Source organism: Methylobacterium sp. AC433 (genome assembly GCF_979253015.1).
In genome coordinates this window covers 25,456-49,521 of record NZ_CEEDBN010000022.1, presented here as the reverse complement: position 1 = coordinate 49,521, position 24,066 = coordinate 25,456, and the positions used below count along the sequence as shown (strand labels likewise).

22 protein-coding genes are annotated in these 24,066 nt (G+C 71.7%); 11 read left to right on the top strand and 11 right to left on the bottom strand.

The window, feature by feature from the left end; all coding sequences use genetic code 11:
• Positions 1–2 precede the first annotated feature (2 nt).
• A complete protein-coding gene (locus AC0IWM_RS21920) occupies positions 3–1,046 on the bottom strand; it encodes an ABC transporter substrate-binding protein (RefSeq protein WP_471758519.1) in 1,044 nt (347 codons plus the stop codon).
• 352 nt (positions 1,047–1,398) lie between these two features.
• Between AC0IWM_RS21920 and AC0IWM_RS21915 the strand changes: the two genes are divergently transcribed.
• Entirely contained in the window at positions 1,399–1,812 is a 414-nt protein-coding gene (locus AC0IWM_RS21915; protein ID WP_471758517.1) for a DUF3597 domain-containing protein, read from the top strand.
• 95 nt (positions 1,813–1,907) lie between these two features.
• On the opposite strand, the gene AC0IWM_RS21910 is transcribed toward AC0IWM_RS21915, so the two are convergent.
• A complete protein-coding gene (locus AC0IWM_RS21910; RefSeq protein ID WP_471758515.1) occupies positions 1,908–2,822 on the bottom strand; it encodes an ATP-binding protein in 915 nt (304 codons plus the stop codon).
• Positions 2,823–3,065: 243 nt separating this feature from the next.
• Here AC0IWM_RS21910 and yajC point away from each other — a divergent pair, with 243 nt between their 5' ends.
• The 5 genes from yajC (at position 3,066) to AC0IWM_RS21885 (ending at position 7,622) form a co-directional block, all read left to right on the top strand.
• Complete coding sequence (gene yajC, locus AC0IWM_RS21905; protein WP_447676991.1) at positions 3,066–3,401, top strand: preprotein translocase subunit YajC; 336 nt, start codon at positions 3,066–3,068, stop codon at positions 3,399–3,401.
• A gap of 76 nt (positions 3,402–3,477) precedes the next feature.
• Positions 3,478–5,088: a protein translocase subunit SecD gene (secD, locus tag AC0IWM_RS21900; RefSeq protein WP_056468561.1), complete on the top strand. Its 1,611-nt coding sequence runs from the start codon at positions 3,478–3,480 to the stop codon at positions 5,086–5,088.
• A 293-nt stretch (positions 5,089–5,381) separates the two neighbouring features.
• Complete coding sequence (gene secF, locus AC0IWM_RS21895; protein WP_471758513.1) at positions 5,382–6,329, top strand: protein translocase subunit SecF; 948 nt, start codon at positions 5,382–5,384, stop codon at positions 6,327–6,329.
• Between the two features lie 8 nt (positions 6,330–6,337).
• A complete protein-coding gene (locus AC0IWM_RS21890) occupies positions 6,338–6,727 on the top strand; it encodes an Mth938-like domain-containing protein (RefSeq protein ID WP_056468554.1) in 390 nt (129 codons plus the stop codon).
• A 13-nt stretch (positions 6,728–6,740) separates the two neighbouring features.
• Positions 6,741–7,622, top strand: coding sequence for a phytoene/squalene synthase family protein (locus tag AC0IWM_RS21885; protein ID WP_471758511.1), 882 nt, complete (start codon positions 6,741–6,743; stop codon positions 7,620–7,622).
• A 63-nt stretch (positions 7,623–7,685) separates the two neighbouring features.
• On the opposite strand, the gene AC0IWM_RS21880 is transcribed toward AC0IWM_RS21885, so the two are convergent.
• Positions 7,686–8,609: a manganese catalase family protein gene (locus tag AC0IWM_RS21880; RefSeq protein ID WP_056468548.1), complete on the bottom strand. Its 924-nt coding sequence runs from the start codon at positions 8,607–8,609 to the stop codon at positions 7,686–7,688.
• A gap of 279 nt (positions 8,610–8,888) precedes the next feature.
• On the opposite strand from AC0IWM_RS21880, the gene AC0IWM_RS21875 reads away from it, so the two are divergent.
• Positions 8,889–10,607, top strand: coding sequence for an L-lactate permease (locus AC0IWM_RS21875; RefSeq protein WP_056468545.1), 1,719 nt, complete (start codon positions 8,889–8,891; stop codon positions 10,605–10,607).
• A 120-nt stretch (positions 10,608–10,727) separates the two neighbouring features.
• The gene (locus AC0IWM_RS21870) at positions 10,728–11,258 is read left to right on the top strand and encodes a GNAT family N-acetyltransferase (protein ID WP_471758509.1); all 531 of its coding nucleotides are present in this window, start codon (positions 10,728–10,730) and stop codon (positions 11,256–11,258) included.
• Here AC0IWM_RS21870 and tcuC read toward each other — a convergent pair.
• From tcuC to AC0IWM_RS21850, 4 genes are all read right to left on the bottom strand, one after another.
• Positions 11,239–12,561 carry a tricarballylate/proton symporter TcuC gene (gene tcuC, locus AC0IWM_RS21865; protein WP_471758507.1) on the bottom strand — a complete coding sequence of 441 codons (1,323 nt, stop codon included), beginning with the start codon at positions 12,559–12,561 and terminating at the stop codon, positions 11,239–11,241. The two genes, AC0IWM_RS21870 and tcuC, sit on opposite strands and share 20 nt — an antisense overlap.
• 138 nt (positions 12,562–12,699) lie before the next feature.
• Complete coding sequence (trmFO, locus tag AC0IWM_RS21860) at positions 12,700–14,118, bottom strand: methylenetetrahydrofolate--tRNA-(uracil(54)-C(5))-methyltransferase (FADH(2)-oxidizing) TrmFO (protein WP_471758505.1); 1,419 nt, start codon at positions 14,116–14,118, stop codon at positions 12,700–12,702.
• 65 nt (positions 14,119–14,183) lie between these two features.
• Positions 14,184–15,158, bottom strand: coding sequence for a S1C family serine protease (locus AC0IWM_RS21855; protein ID WP_471758503.1), 975 nt, complete (start codon positions 15,156–15,158; stop codon positions 14,184–14,186).
• Between the two features lie 121 nt (positions 15,159–15,279).
• A complete protein-coding gene (locus AC0IWM_RS21850; protein ID WP_471758501.1) occupies positions 15,280–16,683 on the bottom strand; it encodes an FAD-binding oxidoreductase in 1,404 nt (467 codons plus the stop codon).
• A 289-nt stretch (positions 16,684–16,972) separates the two neighbouring features.
• On the opposite strand from AC0IWM_RS21850, the gene serA reads away from it, so the two are divergent.
• From serA to AC0IWM_RS21835, 3 genes are all read left to right on the top strand, one after another.
• The gene (gene serA / locus AC0IWM_RS21845; protein ID WP_056468689.1) at positions 16,973–18,220 is read left to right on the top strand and encodes a phosphoglycerate dehydrogenase; all 1,248 of its coding nucleotides are present in this window, start codon (positions 16,973–16,975) and stop codon (positions 18,218–18,220) included.
• A gap of 146 nt (positions 18,221–18,366) precedes the next feature.
• Entirely contained in the window at positions 18,367–18,948 is a 582-nt protein-coding gene (locus AC0IWM_RS21840) for a sigma-70 family RNA polymerase sigma factor (protein WP_471758499.1), read from the top strand.
• Complete coding sequence (locus AC0IWM_RS21835) at positions 18,945–19,703, top strand: anti-sigma factor (protein ID WP_471758497.1); 759 nt, start codon at positions 18,945–18,947, stop codon at positions 19,701–19,703. Before AC0IWM_RS21840 ends, AC0IWM_RS21835 begins: the two co-directional genes overlap by 4 nt.
• Positions 19,704–19,725: 22 nt before the next feature.
• Here AC0IWM_RS21835 and AC0IWM_RS21830 read toward each other — a convergent pair whose 3' ends face one another.
• The 4 genes from AC0IWM_RS21830 to copM all read right to left on the bottom strand — a co-directional run bounded on the left by AC0IWM_RS21830 (position 19,726) and on the right by copM (position 24,065).
• A complete protein-coding gene (locus AC0IWM_RS21830; protein ID WP_471758495.1) occupies positions 19,726–21,957 on the bottom strand; it encodes a xanthine dehydrogenase family protein molybdopterin-binding subunit in 2,232 nt (743 codons plus the stop codon).
• Positions 21,950–23,038, bottom strand: coding sequence for an FAD binding domain-containing protein (locus AC0IWM_RS21825; RefSeq protein WP_471758493.1), 1,089 nt, complete (start codon positions 23,036–23,038; stop codon positions 21,950–21,952). Before AC0IWM_RS21825 ends, AC0IWM_RS21830 begins: the two co-directional genes overlap by 8 nt.
• Positions 23,035–23,553: a (2Fe-2S)-binding protein gene (locus AC0IWM_RS21820; RefSeq protein WP_471758491.1), complete on the bottom strand. Its 519-nt coding sequence runs from the start codon at positions 23,551–23,553 to the stop codon at positions 23,035–23,037. Before AC0IWM_RS21820 ends, AC0IWM_RS21825 begins: the two co-directional genes overlap by 4 nt.
• A 77-nt stretch (positions 23,554–23,630) precedes the next feature.
• Positions 23,631–24,065: a CopM family metallochaperone gene (gene copM / locus AC0IWM_RS21815; RefSeq protein WP_471758489.1), complete on the bottom strand. Its 435-nt coding sequence runs from the start codon at positions 24,063–24,065 to the stop codon at positions 23,631–23,633.
• Between the last annotated feature and the right edge of the window lies 1 nt (position 24,066).

Below are 24,066 nucleotides of genomic sequence, written 5' to 3'. Positions count from 1 at the left end.
CCTCAGCGCTTGGTGGCGGCCTCGTAGTATTTCGGCTCGAACAGGCCCTCCAGGGGCACGTCCTTGTCGAGGGTGCCGATGGAGACCTGGTAGGCCTGCATCTTCTTCGTCGCCTCGATGATCGCGCGCGGGTCGGCGGTGAACCGGGCGGCCGGCGAGGTCAGCGCCCTGGTGATGGTGGCGGTGTCGGTGATGCCCTTGCCGAGCGCCGCCTCCACGGGCTTGGCCGCCCGGGCCGGGTCGCTCTTCAGGAGTTCGGTGGCCCGGACCACGGCCTTGACCAGGCCCTCCACGGCGGCGGGGTTCTTGTCCGCGAAGGCGCCGAACACCCCCACCACGGTGCCCGGCTGGTCGGGGAACATCTCGCCCCCGGTGGCGATCAGCTTGATGGCGGGATTGCGCATCTGGACGATGGTGAGCGCGGGCTCGCGGATCGAGGCGCCGTCCACGGCCCCGGCCAGCATCGCCTGCTGGGTCGCGTCGATGCCCATCGCCACCACCTCGGCATTGGCCTTGTCGGCCTTGGCCACCTGCCAGAGCCAGTGCTGCAGGGTGGTGTTGGGCACCGAGCCCGCCGGCTGGGTCGCGAGGCGGGCGGCCTTGCCCTCCTTGGCCCGGAACTTCGCGAAGGCCTCGCCTTTGTCGGCGCCGTCGGCGAAGTAGGGGGCGAGCTTCGGGCCGGCCACGAACACCATCTCCTCGATGGCCGTGGAGGCCACCACGCGCACGTCGATGCCCTTGGTGCGGGCCACCGCGAGCGGCGCGACGCCGGCGACGTAGACGTCGATGGTGCCCGAGGCCAGGGCCTGGATCATGTTCGGGCCGGATTCGAAGGTGGTGAAGGTGGGGGCGAGGCCCGCCTCCTTGAGCCAGCCCTCGCCGTTGGCCACGAAGATCGGCGCCGCGCCGATCACCGGGATGACGCCGATGCGCACCGCGACCGGCGCGGCACTCTGTGCCGCGGCCGGCCCGGCGGCGAGGAGGCCCACGCCGGCGGCGAGGGCGGTGGCGAGGATCAGAGTGGCGGCACGGCGGGTCGGGCGCATCGGAAGGGTCCGGTCAGGGGCGGCCCCGCCCCGCACGCAAGGCGGCGTGCGGCGGGGCCGGGAACGAGGATGCCGCGCAGTGGCATGCACGGGGCCCCGGCGCAAGAATCCGCTCTCCCCTCGGTGTCCGGTCCCGGATGTTTGGCGCTTTCATCTCCCCCGGGGGCTCCCGAGAGAAGACGAATCTCCCACGGGCGAAGGGTTGCGGGGCCGGCCCGCTTGGTCGAAGCCCGGTTCGGCCTCGTCGAGGCCGCAACCAGATCTGTGCCGTTGCGGGAACGCGGGCCGACCCACCCCGTTGTCACCCCGACGCGGCACCGGCCGCCGACGTGAGATTGAGGGAAGAACTGTTATGAGCCTCCTCGGCAGCATCGTCAGCAAGATCCTCCATCCCTTCGGCGGCGGCGACGCGCAGGCCAAGCCGTCCGAGGCGAACGCCCAGCCCTCCGCCGGCGGCTCGGACGCCCCCGCCTCGACCCCGACCAGCACCGGCGCCCCGGCCGGCGGCCCCGTCGACGTCGAGGAGGTGCTCAACGGCATGGCCGCGAAGAATTCGCAGTCCCTGAACTGGCGCACCTCGATCGTCGACCTGATGAAGCTCCTCGACCTCGATTCGAGCCTCACCGCCCGCAAGCAGCTCGCCGACGAGCTGCACTACACCGGCGACAAGGAGGACTCGGCCACGATGAACGTCTGGCTGCACAAGCAGGTCATCAAGAAGCTCGAGGAGAACGGCGGCAAGGTCCCGGCCGACCTCAAGGATTGATCGTTCGTCTCGGACGGACCGGCGCGGCCCGATCTCGGGCCGTGCGCGAGGGCAGGGGGCGAAGGCTCCCTGCCCTTTTCTTCGTCGACGGAGCGCTACCCCTCCAGCCGCTGCCCCAGGCGTCCGGCCAGATCCTGGATGAACTGGAAGGCGGTGCGCCCCGAGCGCGAGCCCCGGGTGGTGGCCCATTCGAGGGCCTCGGCCCGGACGCTTTCGGGATCGGCCCGGAGGCCGTGCCGCGCCACGTAGGCGCGGATCATCGCCAGGTACTCGTCCTGGCTGCACTTGTGGAAGCCGAGCCAGAGGCCGAAGCGGTCGGAGAGGGAGACCTTCTCCTCCACCGCCTCGCCCGGGTTGATCGCCGTGGAGCGCTCGTTCTCCACCATGTCCCGGGCCAGCAGGTGGCGTCGGTTCGAGGTGGCGTAGAACAGCACGTTCTCGGGCCGCCCCTCGATGCCGCCGTCGAGCGCCGTCTTCAGGGACTTGTACGAGGTGTCGTCGCCGTCGAAGGAGAGGTCGTCGCAGAAGACGATCCAGCGGTGGGCGTCGCCCCGCAGGGTCGCCATCAGGTCGGGCAGCGCCTCGATGTCCTCGCGGTGGATCTCCACGAGCTTCAGGGGCGGGGCGCCGGGCGCCCGCGCGGCGTTGATCTCCGCATGCGCCGCCTTGACCAGCGAGGACTTGCCCATGCCGCGCGCCCCCCAGAGCAGCGCGTTGTTGGCCGGCAGGCCGTCGGCGAAGCGCTGGGTGTTCTCCACCAGGGTGTCGCGGGCCCGGTCGATGCCGGTGAGGAGGCCGATCGCCACCCGGTTGACGCGTGGCACCGGGATCAGCCGGCGCTCCGGCCCCCACAGGAAGGCGTCCGCCGCATTCAGGTCGACGGGCGCGCGGGGGGCGGGGGCGGCGCGCTCCAGGGCGGCGGCGATCCGCTCCAGCACCGGCAGGAACTCCAGCACAGGCAGGAACGCCGCGAGGGCGGCCGGGTCGGCGGCGGGGGGCGTGGCGGTCATGGACGGTTCCTCGGACTCGGGCGCAGCGGCGTGTGCCGTGCTTTACGGCGCCGGGGCGCCGCGATGAACCCGATAAATCGCGTCGCGGCCGGCGATTTGCGGGCCGGCGACCCATTCGCCTCACCCGTGCGGCGTTGCTTTCACTTAGTCCCTGGCTATAGTCCGCGCGCTTTTTGACAAGCCCGGACGCCCCCTCGACCGAGGGTCTGGCGGCGCGGGCCTTATCCTTGAGGAGTCACCCGCTTGATCACCCCCGCCTTCGCGCAAGGGGCCACCTCGGCCGCTGGCGGAGCGGACATCGCCTTGCAGGTGGTGCCGTTCGTCCTCATCTTCGTCATCATGTACTTCCTGATCCTCCGCCCGCAGCAGCGCCGCGTGAAGGAGCATCAGAACCTGGTCAAGAACGTGCGCCGCGACGACACCGTCGTCACCAGCGGCGGCATCGTCGGCCGCGTGACCAAGGTCGCCGACGAGGCCTCGGAGATCGAGGTCGAGATCGCGCCCAACGTCCGCGTCAAGGTCGTGCGCACGATGATCACGGAAGTCCGCGTCAAGGGCGCGCCGGTCAAGGCCGCCTGAGGCGGCGACCCGGGCATGCGGGCCGCCTTCGGCCTGCATCGCCACTGAAAAAACGGACACAGGACGGTACCGGCGGATGCTGCGCTTCTCGAGAACCAAGATCGTCACGACGCTGGCCGTCATCCTGATCGGCCTCAGCCTCGCCGTGCCGAGCTTCTTCTCGGCCGAGCAGCGCAGCCACTTCATGGCCTCCCTGCCGGGCTGGTTCCCGAGCTGGATCGTGCCGCAGCGCGCGATCGTGCTGGGCCTCGACCTCCAGGGCGGCTCGCAGCTCCTCCTCGAGGTCGACCAGAACGACCTCGCCAAGTCCCTGACGACGGCCCTGCGCGACGACGTCCGCCGGGTCCTGCGCGAGGCCGGCGGCGTGACGCCGGAGGGCGGCATCCAGATCATCCCGCGCGGCGTCCAGCTCCGGATCTCGAACGAGGCCGCCCGCGCCAAGGTGTTGCCGAAGCTGCGCGAGCTCTCGCAGCCGATCTCCAACGCCCTGGTCAGCCAGGGCGGCGGCCAGACCCTCACCATCGCCGAGAAGCCCGAGGGCGTGATCCAGCTCACCCTGACGGATGCGGGCCTCACCGACCGGACGCGCCGGGCCGTGACCCAGGCCATCGAGGTCATCCGCCGCCGCATCGATTTCGGCGGCACCAAGGAACCCTCGATCCAGCAGCAGGGCGCCGACCGCATCCTGGTCCAGGTCCCCGGCCTGCAGGATCCGCAGAAGCTGGAGGACCAGCTCGGCAAGACGGCCAAGCTCGAGTTCCGCATGCTGGCGGATTCGCCCTCCGGCGACGTCGACCTGCTGCCCTCCAAGGACGAGAAGGGCGCCCGCGTCCCCGTCGAGCGCCGCGTGATGGCCTCCGGCGCCGACCTCACCGACGCCCAGCCGGCCTTCGACCATCAGACCCAGGAGCCGATGGTCAGCTTCAAGTTCAACCTCAAGGGCGCCCAGAGCTTCGGCCAGGCGACCTCGGAGAATGTCGGCCGGCGCATGGCCATCGTCCTCGACAACGAGGTGGTCTCGGCCCCCCGCATCAACACGCCGATCACCGGCGGCTCCGGCCAGATCACCGGCAACTTCACCGTGGCCCAGGCCAACGAGCTCTCGATCCTGCTGCGGGCCGGCGCGCTGCCGGCCAAGCTCACCGTGGTCGAGCGCCGCGTCGTCGGCCCCGGCCTCGGCAGCGATTCGATCCAGGCCGGCAAGTACGCCACCCTGGTGGCCGGCGCCCTCGTCATCGCCTTCATGTTCGCCACCTACGGGGTGTTCGGCTTCTTCGCCAACATCGCCCTCATCGTGCACGTGGGCCTCATCCTCGGCCTGATGTCGGTGCTAGAGGCGACCATGACCCTGCCGGGCATCGCCGGCATCGTGCTCACCATCGGCACGGCGGTGGATTCCAACGTGCTGATCTACGAGCGCGTGCGCGAGGAGGTGCGGGCGGGCCGCTCCATCGTCTCGGCGCTCCAGGCCGGCTTCGACAAGGCCTTCGCCACCATCATCGATTCGAACTCGACCATGGCGATCGCCGCCCTGATCCTGTTCTTCCTCGGCTCGGGCCCCGTGAAGGGCTTCGCCGTGGTCTTCATCCTCGGCATCCTCACGACGGTCATCACCGCCGTGACCCTGACCCGGATGATGATCGCCCTGTGGTACAACATGGCCCGGCCCAAGGCCTTGCCGTTCTGAAGGCCTTGCCGTTCTGAAGACCCTGCCGTTCTGAACTTCGCTGTCCGTCCGTTCACTGCTTGCAAAGGGAGGTCGATCCGGTTTTCGCGTGATCCGCACGGTCGTCACGTCACCGCGTCATCCCGGGGCCGCGAAGCGGAGCCCGGGATCCAGACGCACCGACGCGGCAGGACGGGCGCCGTCCGTGGTTCTGGATTCCGGGCTCGCCTTCGGCGCCCCGGAATGACGGCGAGCCCGGGGCAGCGTGTGCGATCAGCGGGCCTCCGGCCGACCTCATCGCCGAAAGACCGATCATGCGCCTGCTCCGCCTCTGGCCCGACGAGTCGCACGTCGACTTCATGCGCTTCCGGCGCCTCACCTTCCCGCTCTCGGCGTTCCTGTCGGTGGCGACGGTGGTGCTGTTCCTCACCGTCGGCCTGAATTTCGGCATCGACTTCAAGGGCGGCACCCTGGTGGAGCTCCAGGCGAAGTCGAAGACGGCCGATGTCGGCGCCGTCCGCCACACAGCCAACGGCTTCGGCTTCGGCGAGACGGAGGTGCAGGAGCTCGGGGCTGAGGGCACCGTCCTGGTGCGCTTCCCCCTGCAGCCGGGCGAGCAGGGCCAGACCGCTGTGATGCAGAAGGCGCATGCCGCCTTCGACGCCGATTACGAATTCCGCCGCACGGAGACGGTGGGACCGCGCGTCTCCGGCGAGCTCGTGCAATCGGGCACCATCGGCGTCGTGCTGTCCGTGCTCGCGGTGCTGTTCTACCTCTGGTTCCGCTTCGAGCGGGAACTGGCGCTGGGCGCCATCGTGGGCACGCTGCACGACATCGTGCTGACGCTCGGCGTCTTCGTCATCACCCGCATCGAGTTCAACATGACCTCGATCGCCGCGATCCTGACCATCGTGGGCTACTCGCTGAATGAAACGGTCGTGGTGTTCGACCGGACCCGCGAGCTGATGCGGCGCTACAAGACCATCCCCACGGTGGAGCTCCTCAACCTCTCGATCAACTCCACCATGTCGCGCACGGTGATGACCGCGACCTCGGCCTTCCTGTCGCTGCTGGCCCTGGTGCTGTTCGGCGGCGAGGCGATCAACGGCTTCGCCATCGTGATGCTGGCCGGCGTGGTGATCTGCACCTACTCGGCGATCTTCGTCTCGACGCCGGTGCTGATCTATCTCGGCCTGATGCTCTCGGGGGTGAAGGCGCAGGGGCGCCCGGCCGGCGGGCGCGTGCCGCAGGCGGCGGAGTAGGGGTGGCTATGGCGTCCTCCGGCAGCCTGCACGACGGCTTCGTTCCCGGGCGCCACCTCATCGACGCCTACGGGAACGGCGGCTTCCGCTTCGCCGAGATGTCGCATCGCGGCTCGATCCTGGTGACGCCGTCGGGCATCCGGGCCTGGGAGGTGAACGAGCCCCGCGCCATCGACCGGACCGCGCTGCGCCCGATCCTCGCCGAGGCCGGGGCGGTCGAACTGCTCCTCGTCGGAACCGGGCTCGACATCGCGCCTTTTCCTGATGCGCTCCGGCGCTGGCTCAAGGAGGGCGGCATCGGCCTCGACGTGATGCAGACGGGGGCCGCGGCGCGCACCTACAACATCCTCATGGCGGAGAACCGCAAGGTCGCCGCCGCCCTGATCGCGGTCGCATGATGAATTGCCGGACATGACGGATTCGGACACCCGGACCAGCCCGGCCGAGGGCAACCTCGCCTTCGCCTTCCAGCATTGCGAGGCTCTGGTCCGGGAGGGCGATCCCGACCGCTACTTCGCCACCCTCTTCGCGCCCGCGAGCGCCCGTCCCCACCTCTTCGCCCTCATCGCCTTCAGCCTCACCGTCGCGCGGGTGCGCGAGGCCGCCTCCAACCCGATGGCCGGCGAGATCCGCCTGCAATGGTGGCGGGACGCCCTCCAGGGCGAGGCCCGCGGCGACGTGAAGGCCAACCCCGTGGCCGCGGCGCTGGACGACGCCATCGTGCGGCGCAAGCTCGGACGCCAGCCCTTCGTGGATCTGATCGATGCCCGGGTCTTCGACCTCTACGAGGACCCGATGCCCCGGGTGAACGACCTCGAGGGCTATTGCGGCGAGACCGTCTCGGCCCTGATCCGCCTCGGCGCCCTCGTCCTCTCCGACGGGGTCGAGCCCGGCGGAGCGGCCGCCGCCGGGCATGCCGGGGTCGCCTACGGGGTCACGGGCCTCCTGCGGGCGCTGCCCTGGCACGCCCGCGCCGGCCAGGTCTACCTGCCGGCCGACATCCTCAAGACCTACGGCGTCACCCGCGAGGACATCGTCACCGGCCGCGGCGGCCCCGGGCTGCTGCGCGCCGCCGCCGACCTGCGGGCGCTCGCCCGCCGGCACCTCAAGGCCTACGAGGCGGCGCGCGCCACCATCGCGCCGGCCGCGCGCCCCGCCTTCCTGCCCGTGGCCCTGGTCGAGCCCTACCTCGCCGCCATGGAGCGGCCGGGCTACGACCCGCTCAACACGGTGGTTGAGATCCCGCGCTGGCGCCGGCTCTGGACCCTCTGGCGCGCCTCCCGCCGGGGCTGAAACGCGCCACGAAAAAGGGCGGCTCCGAAGGGCCGCCCCGTCGACGATCCCGAGGGCTCCGCCTCAGCGGGCCTTCTTCGTCAGCTTCTCGGCGATCTCGAACATCTCCTCGGGGGCGTAGTCCGGGGTGAAGGCGGAGGGCACGCCGGTGAGCTGGTGGATCTTGCCGCCCTCCGGCATGCCCTCCACGACGCTGAGCTCGCCCGGCGGGTCGCCCGGGAGCGCCACCTCGCCGTTGCCCCAGATGCCGGCCATCTCGGTGTAGTCGCCCGGGCTGAAGGTGTAGAGCCGGCGGTGCGAGCCCTCCTGCAGGTATTTCTGGCATTCGGGGATCTTGTCGAGGTTGATGTTCGGGGTCGGCAGGAACTTCTCGATCTCGACGCCGGTGATCTTCTTCAGGGCCAGGGCGTAGGCGTGGGCATGGACCGAGCCGCGCACCAGCAGGTAGCCGCAGACCTCGCGGCCCGTCGGGTCCTTGAGGGTCTCGTAGACGCGCAGCTTGTGCAGGCGGGCGCCGCATTCCAGGTGGAAGTTGTGCAGCAGATCCACCACGACGTTGCCCGTCGTGGTGATGAAGTCGTTGTTCCACGAAGCGCCGTTGCTGTTGACCGGCGTCACGCCGCCGCCGTTCGACAGGAAGGCGGCCGCCAGCCGAATATCCTTCATGTCCTCGAACGGCGCCTTCGAGATGTCGCCGCCGTCCGTCTCGTCGCCGTCGTTGTCGGGACCGTTGTTGAGCATCGCCACGCCGTTGCTGACGAGCTCGACATGGCCGAGTTCCTCGGCCGTGATGGCGGCGACGAGGCTATAGAACGGACGCAGCTTCGATTTGCTGCGGAAATTGAAGCTCTGGAACATGTAGTTTCCCAGAGTCGACATCTCGCCGTACTTGCCTCCGAGCAGTTCCTGCAGGGCCGCGGCGGCATTCGGGTCCTTCCGCTTCGGGGCGGGTAGCTCGGCCTGCAGCTTGTCGACGCGCATAAACATAGATCAAATCTCCGTTTCCGGTCGCTCGGGGTCTCGACAGGGAAGTGAGCGCCGGAGGGGCATGTTCCGCTGGTCCCGGCAGGAATGCGCGCGCTGCGGCGGCGTAGACCGGGGCGAGAAAACGCGCGGGCGACGCGGCGCCGGAGGCGGATCGACGGGCAACACCCTCTGAATACATGATTAACCGCGTTGAGCCTGCCGAATTGCTCTGCTAGCAACGGTGACAAGGCCCGGCACGAGATCGGGCTGCCCTGGAGGAGTACGGCGCCCGTGAACACAGTGACCACCTGGAATCAGGTCTACGACCCATTCGGGAACGCCTGGCTCTCGACCCTGGCGGCCTCGCTGCCCGTCATCGCCCTGCTCGGCATGATCGCGAGCGGCAAGGTGCAGGCCCATATCGCGGCCGTGCTCTCCCTCGTGCTGGCCTTCTGCGTCGCCGTCTTCCTGTTCGGCATGCCGGCGGACCTGGCCACCCGCGCCTCCGCCTACGGCGTGGCGCTCGGGCTGTTCCCCATCGGCTGGATCATCCTGAACGTCATCTTCCTCTACCGCCTGACGGTGGAGAAGGGCTGGTTCGCCACCCTGCAGCAATCGGTGGCGGGCATCACCACCGACCGGCGGCTCCAGCTGCTGCTGGTGGCCTTCGCCTTCGGCGCCTTCTTCGAGGGCGCGGGCGGCTTCGGCACCCCGGTGGCGGTGACGGGCGCGATCCTGATCGGCCTCGGCTTCTCGCCGCTGGCGGCGTCGGGCCTCTCGCTCATCGCCAACACGGCGCCGGTGGCCTACGGGGCGCTCGGCGCGCCCATCCAGGGCCTCGCCTCGGTGACGGGCTACGACCCCTACATCCTCGGCGCGATGATCGGCCGGCAGCTGCCGTTCTTCTCGATCCTCGTGCCGTTCTGGCTGATCTGGGTGTTCGCGGGCTTCCGCGGCATGATGAAGATCTGGCCGCCGATCCTGGTCTGCGGCGGCTCCTTCGCGGCGGCCCAGTTCCTGATCTCGAACTACGTGAACCCCTGGATCGTCGACATCGGCGCCTCCCTGATCTCGATGGCCGCCCTGGTGGCCTTCCTCAAGGTCTGGCAGCCCAAGGAGATCTGGACCTCCCCGGCCCTGCGCGGCAACGACCCGTCGATCGGCTACGTCAACGGCGGCCGTCCCGTCTCGCTCGGCGCCGCCGTGCCCGGCGACCTGCCCAAGGTGGATCTCGGCGGCCGCACCGCGACCTCCCGCGAGATCATGATGGCCTGGGTGCCGTGGATCATCCTCTCGGTGATCGTGGCGATCTGGGGCACCGGCTGGTTCAAGGGCATCGTCAACCCGCTCTTCACCTGGAAGTACGAGGTGCCGGGCCTGCACAACGTGATCATGAAGGTGCCGCCGGTGGTGGCGAAAGCCCATCCGGAAGCCGCCGTCTTCTCCTTCACCTACATGTCCTACACCGGCACCGGGGTGCTCTTCGCCGCGCTCATCTCCGGCCTCATCATGCGCTTCTCGCCCCTGCGCCTGGTGACGGCCTATCTCGAGACGATCTGGGTGCTGCGCTACTCGCTCATCACCATCGCGGCGATGCTGGCGCTGGGCGTGCTCACCCGCTACGCCGGCGTGGACGCCACCCTCGGCCTCGCCTTCGCGGGCACCGGCATCCTCTACCCGTTCTTCGGGACCCTGCTCGGCTGGCTCGGCGTCGCCCTGACCGGTTCGGACACGGCCTCGAACGTGCTCTTCGGCGGCCTCCAGAAGATCACCTCGGAGCAGCTCGGCCTGTCGGGCATCCTCATGGCCTCGGCGAACTCGTCGGGCGGCGTGATGGGCAAGATGATCGACGCCCAGTCGATCGTCGTCGCCTCCACCGCCACCGGCTATTTCGGCCAGGAGGGCAAGATCCTGCGCTTCGTGTTCTGGCACTCGATCGTGCTGGCCTGCCTCGTGGGCGGCCTCGTGATGCTGCAGGCCTACGTGCATCCGTTCAGCGCGATGGTGATCCACCCGTAGGATCCCCGTCGAACGCACCTGCCGACGCGAGAGCCCGCCCCGGATCGCCCGGGGCGGGCTTTTGCGTGTCCGGGCCTGCTGCGCCTTGTGTCGCGGCCCGCCGCGGGCCAAGTGGGAGACATGTTCTTCCGCAAGCTCGCCGCGCGCTACAGCCTCGCGAATCTCAAGCCGGTCGAGACCGCGCGGCTGCGACTCGCGCCGCTGGTGCCGTCCGACGCGGAGGCCCTGCGCGCGCTGACCGACGACCCCGCCATCACCGGGGCGGTCGACTTCCTGCCCGCGCCCTTCACCCTGAAGGACGCGCGCCAGCTCATCGGTCCGGCCAAGGTGACGAAGGACTGCTTCCTGGGCGCCTGGCAGCGGGCGGACGGCGCGCTCGCGGCGATCGTCGGCCTGCACCTGCGCGGCGACCACGCCGTCGAGGTCGGCTACTGGGTCGGCGGCGCGGCCCGGGGACGGGGGCTCGGCACCGAGGCGGTGACCGCCGCGGTGGGCCTGCTGCGCACGCGCTTCCCCCACCGCTTCATCATCGCCCAGTGCCGGCCCGAGAACGCGGCCTCGGTCGGCCTCCTGCGCAAGGTCGGGTTTCGCGATACCGGCGATGCGGGCCAGCTGCCCGGACGCCGGATCTTCACGGTCGCGCCGGCGTGACCCGGGTCGCAGCGCCCAGTCCCTGTGCGCGGGCCAGTTGCCGGTAGATCACCACGGTGGCGAAGAGGCCGCAGGCCCCCCCGAAGGCCATCCAGAGGCCGGGAGCCGCCGCGTTGGCGGTGGCCGCGATGAGCGAGGTCGAGATCAGCGGCGTCATCCCGCCGAAGAGGGCGGTCGCCAGGGAATAGGCCAGGGAGAACCCGGCCGTGCGCACCGCCGGCGGCACGATCTCGGTGAGCGCCACCACCATGGCGCCGTTGTAGCTGCCGTAGAGGAAGGACAGCCACAGCAGCACCACGAGCATGGTCTCGAAGCTCGGGTGCGCCACGAGCCAGGCCAGGGCCGGATAGGCGGTGACGAGGGTCAGGCCCGAGAACAGCAGCAGGATCGGGCGCCGGCCGATCCGGTCGGAGAGCGCCCCCATCACGGGGAGCCAGAACAGGTTCGAGACCGCGACGCAGAAGGTCACGATCAGGCTGTCGGTGTCGGAGAGCTTGAGCACGCTCCTGCCGAAGGTCGGGGTGTAGACCGTGATCGCGTAGAACGCGATCGTGGTCATCGCCACCATCAGCATCCCGAGCCCCACGATCCGCCAGTTCCGCCCCAGGGTGCGCACCACCTCGCCCACCGGCGGATGGACCTTGCGGGCCTGGAAGGCCGGGGTCTCCTGCAGCGAGCGGCGGACGTAGAACAGGAACGGCACCAGGAGGCAGCCGATCAGGAAGGGGATGCGCCAGCCCCAGGCGCCCATCTCGGCCGGCGCCAGCAGGCGGTTGAGGGCGTAGCCGATGGCCGCCGCCGCCATGATCGCCACCTGCTGGCTGCCCGATTGCCAGGCGACGTAGAAGCCCTGGCGGCCGGGCGGCGCCAGCTCGGCGAGGTAGACCGAGACGCCGCCGAGCTCGACCCCGGCGGAGAAGCCCTGGAGCAGGCGGCCGATCAGGACCAGGGCGGGCGCCAGGAGGCCGATCGTGGCGTAGTCGGGCACGAGGGCGATCAGGATCGTGCCGGCGGCCATGATCGCCAGGGTGACGATGAGCCCCTTCCGCCGGCCGACCCGGTCGACATAGGCCCCGAGCAGCACCGCCCCGAGGGGGCGCATCAGGAAGCCGGCCCCGAAGGTCATGAAGGTCAGCATCAGGGAGGCGAATTCGCTCTCGCTGGGGAAGAACGCCTTGGCGATGGAGGAGGCGTAGAACCCGAACGCGAAGAAGTCGAACATCTCCAGGAAGTTGCCGCTCGTCACCCGCAGGACGGCGGCGGCCCGGGAGCCGCCCTGGTCGTGGTCCGGATGGCCTGCCATCGGAGTGCCTCACCTGATGCGTCCGGCCCTCGGGCTTTCATCCCAGGGTGGGCGCAGTGTTTCGCCGAGGCCAGGGCCGGCGGGGGCGCAGCGATTTCGATGCGGCCGGCCTGTTCGGGCGCGCGCCGCCTCGCAGACCTACTCGGCCGCGATCTGCGCCGGTCCGTGCCCCAGCCAGGCCGCGAGGTCCGCGCGCGCCCGGTCGGTCAGGGCCTTCTTCTTGGCCACCGCCTTCTCCGGTCCCTTCAGGCGCTTGCCGCCCTCGCCCTTCGGGGCGTGGTCGAGGGGCGGGAACAGGCCGAAATTCACATTCATCGGCTGGAACGAGCGCGGGGTCCCGGCCTCCTCGGCGGCGATGTGGCCGCCGGTGATGTGGCCGATCAGGGCGCCGAGCGCCGTGGTGGCGGGAAGGGGCGCGAGCGCCGCGCCGCGCGCCTCGGCCACCGCGAAGCGGCCGGCCATCAGGCCGATGGCGGCGCTCTCGACATAGCCCTCGCAGCCCGTGATCTGGCCGGCGAAGCGTAAGGAGGGCCGCGCCTTCAGCCGCAGGGTCGCGTCGAGGAGGCGGGGGCTGTCGAGGTAGGTGTTGCGGTGCAGGCCGCCGAGGCGGGCGAACTCGGCGTTCTCGAGCCCCGGAATCGTGCGGAACACCCGCACCTGCTCGGAATAGGTCAGCTTCGTCTGGAAGCCGACCATGTTGTAGAGGGTGCCGAGCGCGTTGTCCTGGCGCAGCTGGACGATGGCGCAGGCCTTCACGGTGGGGTCGTGCGGGTTGGTGAGGCCCACCGGCTTCATCGGGCCATGGCGCAGGGTCTCGGGGCCGCGCTCGGCCATGACCTCGATCGGCAGGCAGCCGTCGAAATAGGGGGTCGAGGCCTCCCATTCCTTGAACCCGATCTTGTCCCCCTCGACGAGGGCCTGGATGAACCGGTCGTACTGCGCGCGATCCATGGGGCAGTTGATGTAGTCGGCGCCCGTGCCGCCGGGCCCGACCTTGTCGTAGCGCGACTGGAACCAGGCCTTGCCCATGTCGATGGACTCGCGATGCACGATCGGCGCGATCGCATCGAAGAAGGCCAGGGACTCGGCGCCGGTGACTTCGCGGATGCCCTGCGCCAGCGAGGGCGCGGTGAGGGGACCCGTGGCGATGATGGTCCGGCCCCAGGCCTCGGGCGGCAGGCCCTCGACCTCCTCGCGCACGATGCGGATGCGCGGATGGGCCTCGATCGCGGCGGTGACGGCCTTCGCGAAGCCCTCGCGGTCGACGGCCAGCGCGCCGCCGGCGGGGACCTGATGCGCATCGGCCGCGCGCAGGATCAGCGACCCGAGGGTCCGCATCTCCTGGTGCAGGAGGCCGACGGCGTTGCCGTTGGCGTCGTCCGAGCGGAACGAGTTCGAGCAGACGAGCTCGGCGAAGTCGCCCCCGTGATGGGCCTCGGTGCCGCGCACCGGGCGCATCTCGTGGAGCACCGCGTCGTGGCCGCTCTCGGCGATCTGCCAGGCAGCTTCCGACCCGGCGAGGCCGCCGCCGACGATGTGGATGGCGTTGTCCGTCATCGGCACGGGATAAACCCGCCGGGGACTTCGATCAATGGAGGGCCTGGATCATTGGAACGCCCGGATCAATGGAGCTGCGGCGAGACCAGGAAGCGCGCGCGGTCCGAGGAGGTCACCGAGAGCTTGAGGGGCTTGCCGTCGCGCTGGATCGTCAGCGGCACCCGCACGCCGGCCTCGCCCAGCGCCCAGACCTGGCGGAAGAAGCCGGCGAGGTCGGAGACGGGCTCGCCCGCCACCGCCACGATGACGTCGCCCGGGCGCAGGTCCGCCGCCTCGGCCGGGCCGTCGTCGGCCAATCCCATCACCACCACGGCGTCCTCGCCGTCGCTGGCATAGAGGCCGAGCCAGGGGCGCACCGGCCGGTCGACGCGGCCCCGGGTGGTGAGGTCGTCGAGGATCGGGGTCAGGAGGTCGATCGGCACGATCATGTTGATGGTCTTCGGTCCGGCCGTGCCGCCCTGCTGCAGTTGCAGCGAGCCGATGCCGAGGAGCGCCCCGTCCGGTCCGATCAGCGCCGCCCCGCCCCAGTGCGGGTGCGAGGGGGCGGTGAACAGGGCCTCGTCGAGGACGTATTCCCAGTAGCCGGCGAATTCCTGGCGGGCGACGATCTCGACGGCGAGGCTGCGCGCCCGGCCGCCGACGCCGGCCATCACGGCGCGGTCGCCGATCTTGACGGGAGCGGAGCGCCCGAGCTTCAGCGGCTTGATCTTCAGGTCGCCCAGCGCCTGGACGAGGCCGAAGCCGGTGACCGCGTCGAAGCCGACCACGTGGCCGGGCACGGAGCGCCCGTCATGGGTGGTGAGCCAGACGGAATCCGCCTCGGTCACCAGGTAGCCGATGGTGAGGACGAGCCCGTCCTCGCCGATGACGACGCCGTTGCCGGCCCGCTCGGTGCCCAGCGTCTCGGCGGTGAAGGCCTCGGGCGGCACCCGCGTCGAGAGCGCCACGATGGCGGTGAGCGCCTGCTCGAGGTCGTAGCCGTAATCGGCGGCCTTGGGCTGGGCGGATGCGGGGATCTTCCAGTCACCGGGCGAGGCCATGGGAGCGTCTTTCCTGCCGTCGTGTCGCGTGGTCGTTGAGACGGGAGATAGGTCGCCGGCTCGGATTCCGACAGTCTCGGGCCCTCGACTGCGCGGCGTCTCCCGCCGGCCCGGCCCGCGCTCAGGGGACGGCGCGCAGCACCTTGCCGGGGTTGAGCAGGCCCCGCGGGTCGAGGGCGCCCTTGATCCTGCGGGCGAGCGCCATCTCCTCCGGCCGGCGGTGGCGGACGAGCTCGTCGACCCGGTACTGGCCGATGCCGTGCTCGGCCGAGATGCTGCCTCCGAACCGCGCCACCGCGTCGTGGACGAGGCGGTTGATGGCGTCCGATTCGTGCGCGGGGCCGATGATCACGTTGTAGTGGATGTTGCCGTCGCCCATGTGGCCGAAGATGTTCGGCCGGGTGCCCGGCGCGCCCGCCGCCAGGGCCTCGCCCGCCGCCGCCAGGAAATCCGGGATCGCCGGGATCGGCACCGAGACGTCGTGCTTGACGCTCTTGCCGGCCCGGGCCTCGGCCTCGGTGATGTGCTCGCGCAGGGCCCAGAGGGCGGCGGCCTGCTGGCCGGATTCGGCGAGCACGCCGTCGGTGGCGTCGCCCCGCTCCAGGGCCTCGCCGAGCAGCGTCTCCACCGCCTCGCGCAGGCCCGCGAGGCTCGAGCCCGCCTCCATCAGCACGGTCCAGGGGGCCGGCCCGATCGGGCTCGCGAGGCCGGCATGCTCGGCCACCAGGGCGAGGGACGCGCCCGCGATCAGCTCGAAGGCCTGGATGGTGTCGCCGAGCGCGTCCTGCGCCGCCCGGAGGAGGCGCAGGGCCGCCGCCGGATCCGGCACCGCGAGGAGCGCCGTGGCGGTGTGGCGCGGGCGCGGCACGAGGCGCAGGATCGCGGCCGTGACGATGCCGAGCGTGCCCTCGCTGCCGATGAAGAGCTGCTTCCAGTCGTAGCCCGCATTGTCCTTGCGGAGCGCCCGCAGGCCGTCGACCACGGTGCCGTCGGCCAGCACCACCTCGAGCCCGAGGACGAGGTTGCGGGTCATGCCGTAGCGCAGCACGTTGATGCCGCCCGCATTGGTGGCGATGACGCCGCCGAGCATGGCCGAGCCCTCCGCCGCGAGGCTGACGGGAAGCAGGCGGCCTTCCGCCTCCGCCGCGTCCTGCGCCACCTTGAGGATGCAGCCGGCCTCCGCCTCCAGGGTCAGCCCGAGGGGGTCGACCCGCCGGATCGCGTTCATGCGGGCGAGCGACAGCACCACCTGGCCCCCGGAGGCGTCCGGCGTTGCGCCGCCCGCAAGGCCGGTATGTCCACCCTGGGGCACCACCGCCACGCCGGCGGCGTGGCAGGCCGCCATCACGGCGGCGACCTCGGCCGTGCCGGCCGGGCGCGCCACGGCGGCCGGCCGGCCGGGGAAGAGGCGGCGCCAATCGACCGCGTAGGGGGCGAGATCCTCCTCGCCCGTGAGCAGGCCGCCCCGGCCGAGGCAAGATTCCAGGCGGCCGAGGAGGTCGGCGGGCACGGCTGTCTGGCTCATGGGCGGGGTCCTCGGCGGGTTCCTCGACGGGATCCTCGTGCGGGGGCTCGGGGGCGGGCCACGGGCTCGAAGACGGATCGCCCCGGCATCCCGGCGCCGGCCCCCCGGGTCAAGGGGGCGGCCTGACAATCGCCGCCGATGTTCAAGACCGGGCCTTGACCCGACCCGTGAACTGGCCTCTCACACGGCCCATCCGGGGACTCGCGCCGTGCGCCCGACGGCCGCGCGCAGCCCCAAGGCCCGGCGCCGCATCCGCCCCGCCGGGCGCGACATCCAGAAGAAGACGATCATGGCCGAAAGACTCTCCTTCCCGAAGGACAAGATCCGCGTCCTGCTGCTCGAAGGCATCAACGACAGCGCCGCCGAGCTCTTCGCCGCCGCCGGCTATACCAACGTCGTGCGGGTGCCCAAGGCGCTGGACCGGGAGGCCCTGCACGAGGCGCTGCGCGGCACGCACATCCTCGGCATCCGCTCGCGCACGCAGCTCGACGCGGCGGCCCTGGCCCATGGCGAGCGCCTGCTGGCGGTGGGCTGCTTCTCGGTGGGCACCAACCAGGTCGACCTCGAGGCCGCCCGCCACCGCGGCATCCCGGTCTTCAACGCGCCCTACTCGAACACCCGCTCGGTGGCCGAGCTCGTCATCGGCGAGATCGTGATGCTGCTGCGCCGGATCGTGCCGCGCTCGGTGGGCGCCCATGCGGGCGAGTGGGACAAGTCCGCCACCGGCTCCCAGGAGGTGCGCGGCAAGACGCTGGGCATCGTCGGCTACGGCAATATCGGCTCGCAGCTCTCGACGCTCGCCGAGGCGATGGGCATGCGGGTGGTGTTCTACGACCAGACCGACAAGCTGCGCCACGGCAACACCGAGCCCACCGACAGCCTGGAGACCCTGCTGGCCCAGAGCGACGTGGTCTCCCTCCACGTGCCGGAGACGCCCGAGACCCACAACATGATCGGCGAGGCCGAGATCCGGGCGATGAAGCCCGGCGCCTTCCTGATCAACAACGCGCGCGGCACCGTGGTCGACCTCGACGCTCTGGCGGGCGCCCTGCGCGACGGCCACCTGCGGGGCGCCGCCGTCGACGTGTTCCCGGTGGAGCCCGGCTCCAACCAGGAGCGCTTCGTCAGTCCCCTCCAGGGCCTGCCCAACGTGATCCTGACGCCGCATATCGGCGGCTCGACGGAGGAGGCGCAGGAGCGCATCGGCTCCGAGGTGGCGCGCAAGCTCGTCGATTACTCCGACATCGGCTCGACCATCGGCACCGTGAACTTCCCGCAGGTGCAGCTGCCGGCGCGCCCCACCGGCACGCGTCTGATCCACGTCCAGCGCAACATCCCGGGCATGCTGGGGCGCCTGAACGACACCTTCGCCCGGCGCGGGGTGAACATCGCGGCGCAGTTCTACCAGACCGACGGCGAGGTCGGGTACGTGGTGGTGGAGACCGACGTCACCGATGCCGGCGCCGAGAGCCTGCTGGAGGAGATCCGGGCCCTCGACGGCACCATCCGCGCCCGCCTGCTCTACGAGCGCCGCTGAGGGGCGCGCAGTGGCGCCCCGGCGCGGCCTCGGTTAACCTGTGTTGAGACGGTCCCGCCCGAAGGACCGCCCCCGGACCGACCGCGCTCGCGTCGGACACAGAGGAAGCCCAGCCGTTGCGTGCCAGTTCCCCGCGTGGCGGTCCCTTGCCTGATGGTCCCTCGGCGGAGGACGGCGCGGGCAGCGAGGCCGTCCTGGCGGACCTCCTCGCCCGCATCGGCCGGCGCGACGAGGCCGCCCTGCGGGTCCTCTACGACCGGACGGCGCCGAAACTTCTGGGCGTCGTCCTGCGTATCCAGTCGGATCGCGGCATGGCCGAGGACGTGCTGCAGGACGTGTTCCTGCGCATCTGGCAGAAGGCCGCCTCCTACAGCCCGGCGGCCGGACGGCCGCTGGCCTGGCTCTGTACCATCGCCCGCAACCGGGCGATCGACGGGGTGCGGCGGCGGAGCGAGGTCCAGGGGCCGGCGACCGAGGACGGGGAGGATTGGGTGGAGCGGCTGGCCGACCCCCACGACAGCGAGGGCACGATCCTCGGGCGCAACGCGCTGCAGGCCTGCCTCGGCCGGCTCGAGGCGCTGCACCGGGACTGCATCGTGCTGGCCTATTGCGAGGGCCAGTCCCGGGAGGATCTCGCCCTGCGCTACGACCGCCCCGTGAGCACCATCAAGACCTGGCTGCATCGCGGCCTCGCGACCCTGCGCGGCTGCCTGGACGGTGCGCCATGACCCCCGATCCGGAGGAGCGCGACCTGCGCCTGGCCGAGTACGTGCTCGGCACGCTGCCGCTGCCCGAGCGCGCGGCCGTGGACCTCGAACTCGCGGTGGACCCCGCCGCCCGCGCGGCGCGCGACGCCTGGGAGCGCCGCCTGGCGCCCCTCGCCCTCGGGGCGCCCGCGGTCGCGCCGGGGCCTGGCGTCTGGCCGGCGATCGCCCGGCAGCTCGCGGCCGACGGTCCGCTTCCCGCCGTCTCGACGAAGGTCCAACCCGGAGGCGATCTCGGATCCGCCGCCAACGACGACCGCATCGGCGCCCTGCAGGGATCCCTGCGGCGCTGGCGCCTGGCCGCCGGCACCGCGGCCGCCCTGGCGGCCGGGCTCGCCCTGTTCGTCGCCATCGGCGGGCCGCGTCCCGGCACGGGGCCGGGCGAGGCCGACGGGCGCTACGTCGCGGTGGTCAGCAGCGGCGGCGAGGCGCCGGCGCTCCTCGTCAGCATCGACACCCGGGCCGGGACCGCACGGGTGCGCCCGGTGGGCGCGCAGACCCCGTCCGGGCACAGCCTGGAGCTCTGGTACGTCGGCGCCGGCGCTGCCCCCAGGACCCTCGGCCTCGTGGGCACCGGCGCCAGGGCGCTGATCCTGCCGGCCAGGGGAGACGCGCTGGCGGCCGGCACCTTCGCGGTCTCCGTCGAGCCGGCCGGCGGCTCGCCCACCGGGCAGCCGACCGGTCCGGTGGTCTATTCCGGCAAGCTGATCCGCGACTAGGCGGCGGCCCCGGCCCTCCGCCTCACCCCAGCAGCCGGTCCAGGGTAATCGGGATGTCGCGCACCCGCACGCCGGTGGCGTGCCAGACCGCGTTGGCGATGGCGCCGGCGGTGCCGGTGATGCCGATCTCGCCCACCCCCTTGATGCCCAGCGGGTTCACGTGCGGGTCGTGCTCCTCCACCAGGATCGCCTCCATGGCGGGCACGTCGGCATTCACCGGGATGTGGTACTCGGCCAGATTCCCGTTCATCACCCGGCCCGAGCGCGGATCGAGCACCGCGTGCTCGTGCAGCGCCAGGGACACGCCCCAGATCATGCCGCCGTAATACTGGCTGCGCACGAGCTGCGGGTTGATGATCCGCCCGGCCGCGAAGGCGCCGACGAGGCGCGTCACCCGGATCTGGCCCAGGTCCGGATCGACCTTCACCTCCGCGTAGACCGCCCCGTGCGCGTGCATCGCGTAGGTCTTTCGCGTGGCGGGGTCGCCCTGGCCCTGTCCCTTCGCTTCGACGGAGATCCTGCCGGCGCGGGCCAGGATCGCGCCGAAGGATTCGGAGCGGGCGGGGTCGTCCCGGCGCGCGAGGCGGCCGTCGGCGGCCGTGACGCCGGCATTGCCGGCGCCGTAGAGGGGCGAGGCGCGGTCGCTGACGGCGAGCTCCGCCAGGGCGGCGATGGCGGCCTTGGCGGCGTTGTCGACCGCCGTGCCGCCGGTGGCGGTGCCGGTGGAGCCGCCGGCCAGGCCGCCGTTCGGCAGGTTCGAATCCCCGATGCGCAGCTCGACCTGGGTGATCGGGAGCCCGAGCCCGTCGGCGCCGATCTGCGCCAGCACCGTCCAGGCGCCCTGGCCCATGTCCTGGGCGGCGGTCTCGATGAGCGCGCTGCCGTCGGCCCGGATGGTGGCGCGGGCCTCGCCCTGCATCATCCCGGCCGGGTAGGTGGCGGTGCCGAGGCCCCAGCCGACCAGGAGCCCGTCGGCGTCGCGCATCTGGCGCGGCCGGCGCGGGCGGGAGGCCCAGCCGAAGCGTGCCGCCCCTTGCGCGTAGCATTCGCGCAGGGCCTTCGAGGAGAACGGCCGGTGGGTGATCGGCTCGACCTCCGCGTAGTTGCGCAGGCGGATCTCCAGGGGGTCGAGGTCGAGCTCCAGGGCCAGCTCGTCCAGCGCGCTCTCCACCGCGACGCTGCCCGAGGCCTCGCCGGGCGCGCGCATGAAGATGGGCGTGCCGATATCGGCCCGGGAGACCGCGTGCGTGGTCGCGATCGCGCCGGCCGCGTAGAGGTGGCGCGAGAGGATGCCGGAGGGCTCGACGAAGTCGTCGTGCCGGCTCGTCAGGGTCAGGGTGTGGTGGTCGAGGGCCGTGAGGGTCCCGTCGCGCGACGCGCCGAGCTTCAGGGTCTGGCGCGTGGCGGCGCGGTGGCCGACCGGACCGAACATCTGCTCGCGCCGGGTCACCAGCTTGACCGGACGCCCGACGAGCTTCGCCGCCATGATCCCGAGGACCTGCGGCGCGGCGATGAAGCCCTTCGAGCCGAAGCCGCCGCCGAGATAGGGGCAGACCACGTGGATGTTCTCGGGCGGGATGCCGAACAGGCCGGCGAGCCGGCCCTTCGCGATCCAGAGCGCCTGGGTCGGCGTGTGGAGCGTCAGGCGGTCGCCGTCCCACTGGGCCACGCTGGAATGGGGCTCCAGGGCATTGTGGTACTGCGCCGCCGTGTCGTAGGTCGCCTCGATCCGCGCCTCGGCCGCCGCCATGCCGGCGGCGATGTCGCCCGAGCCCTCGTTCGTGGCGGAGCCGGCCCCGATGGTCTCGGGTGCGAACACCTCGCCGGACCCGAGGGCGACGCTGACGGCTTCCGATTCGTAGCGGGGTGCGAGCAGGGCCGCGCCCTCGGTGGCGGCCTCCAGGGTCTCGGCGATGACCACCGCGATCGGCTGGTTGGCGTAGCGCACGCCGTCGTTCTGCAGGAGGTCGAGGCGGAACGCGAAGGGATTGTCCTTCAGGTCCGGCGACTTGGCGAGCTTCGGGGCGTTCTCCGGGGTCATCACCGCGATCACGCCCGGATGGGCTTGCGCCGCCGCGACGTCGAGATGGACGACCCGGCCGCGCGCCACGGAACTCACCGCCATCACCGCGTGGGCCAGGCCCTCGGGCCTGACATCCGCGCTGTAGCGGGCGGCACCCGTGATCTTGGCATGGCCGTCGCGCCGGGTGAGGGGCTGGCCGATGGAGGCGCCGTGGCGCTGACGCTCAGGCATGGACGGGGGCTCCGGCCGAAGGGGCGAGGGGGCTCGTCGCGAGCGGGCTTGTCGCGAAGGGGCTGGCGGGCAGGGCGGGCACGCTGTCCGGGGTGCCGGCGGCCGCGAGGGTGAGCGCGCGGACGACGATGCGGCGGGCGAGCGCGATCTTGTAGGCGTTGTCGCCCGAGGGCCTGGCCTCCGCCAGCGCCGCCTCGGCCGCCTCGGCGAAGGCCTCGGGGGTGGGGGCGGCACCGGCCAGCAGGTCTTCCGCCGCCCGCGCGCGCCAGGGCTTCAGGGCGACGCTGCCGAGCGCGATGCGGGCCTGGCCGATCCTGTCCCCGTCCATCCGCAATCCGACCGCCGCCGAGACCACCGCGAAGGCGTAGGAGGTGCGCTCGCGGACCTTGAGGTAGCGGCTGTGGGCCGCGAAGTGCTCCGCCTCGGGCGGCAGGGTGACGGCGACGACGAGGTCGCCGGGCTCCAGCACGGTCTCGCGCTGAGGCGCGTCGCCCGGCAGGCGGTGGAACGCCTCCAGGGGCACGGAGCGGGCGCCGCCCGGCCCCTCGATCTCGACGGTGGCGTCGAGCGCCGCGAGCGGCACGCAGAAGTCGGACGGGTGCGTGGCGATGCAGTGCTCGCTCCAGCCGAGCACCGCGTGGCTCCGCGTGACGCCGCCGCGCGCCGCGCAGCCGGCGCCGGGGTCGCGCTTGTTGCAGGCGCTGGCCGTGTCGGTGAAATACTGGCAGCGGGTCCGCTGCAGCAGGTTGCCGGCGGTGGTGGCGACGTTGCGCAGCTGCCCCGAGGCGCCCGAGAGCAGGGCTTCGGCCAGGGCCGGGTAGCGCTTGGCGATGACGGGATCGTGCGCCAGGGCCGCGTTGCGCACCAGGGCGCCGATCCGGGTCGACCCGTCGGCGCGGCGCTCGATGCGGTCGAGGCCGGGCAGGCGGGTGATGTCCACCAGGGTGTCGGGGCGGGTGATCCCGCCCTTCATCAGGTCGACGAGGTTGGTGCCGGCGGCCAGATAGGCCGCACCGGGCCGGCCGGCGGCGGCCACCGCCTCGGCGATGCTCGTGGCGCGGATGTAGTCGAAGACCTTCACGCCGCGTCCTCCGCGAGCTGGCGGCCGGGCAGGACGTCCGGTCCCGTCATCACCGTGTGGGCCGCGAGCACCGCCTCCGTGATGCCCGCATAGGCGCCGCAGCGGCACAGATTTCCGCTCATGCCCTCGCGCACCCGCTCGGGGTCGCCCCCGGTCTGGCCCTCCCGGATCAGCCCGACCGCGCTCAGGATCTGGCCCGGCGTGCAGAAGCCGCACTGGAAGCCGTCATGCTCGAGGAAGGCGGCCTGGACCGGGTGCAGGGCGTCTCCCTCGGCAAGACCCTCGATCGTGGTGATCGACGCCCCGTCATGGCTGACGGCCAGCGCCAGGCAGGCATTCACCCGGACGCCCTCGACCAGGATGGTGCAGGCGCCGCACTGGCCCCGGTCGCAGCCCTTCTTGGCCCCGGTGAGGTCGAGGCGCTCGCGCAGGAGGTCGAGGAGGGTGACGCGCGCATCCTCCAGGACGACGCTGCGGCGCGTGCCGTTCACGGTCAGCGTGATGGGAAAGCTCATGCGGGAAGCGCCCTCGGCCGGCTTGTCTGGAAAGGCTCCAGATAGAACCGCGGCGGTTCCCGACCAGGGGGCGCCCGTCAGCGCGCGGCGGCCTTCGCCTCCGCGTCCTTGCGCTTCAGGATGGCCTGCAGCTGGGCGACCTCGGCCTCCTGGGTCTTCACGATGCCCTCGGCCAGGGCCCGGACCTCCGGGTCCTTCGAATATTGCAGGGCGACCCGGGCCATGGCGACGGCGCCGGCATGGTGGGGGATCATGCCGGCGGCGAAGTCGCGGTCGACGTCGCCGGAATAGCGGATCTCCATGTCGCCGTGCATGCGCATGGCGGCTTCCTGGAACGCCTTGGTGGCGGGGGAGGCGGCCCCGGCCTTCGCCTGCCCCTTGTGCGTGTGGCCCGGGGTGCCGTGGCCGTGGTCGTGGCCGTCCCCGTCGTGGTGATGGTCCTCCGCCGCCGGGGCGGCGGCCGTCAGGGCGAGGAGGGCGAGGGTCGCGAGCAGGGTGCGCGTGGTCTTCATG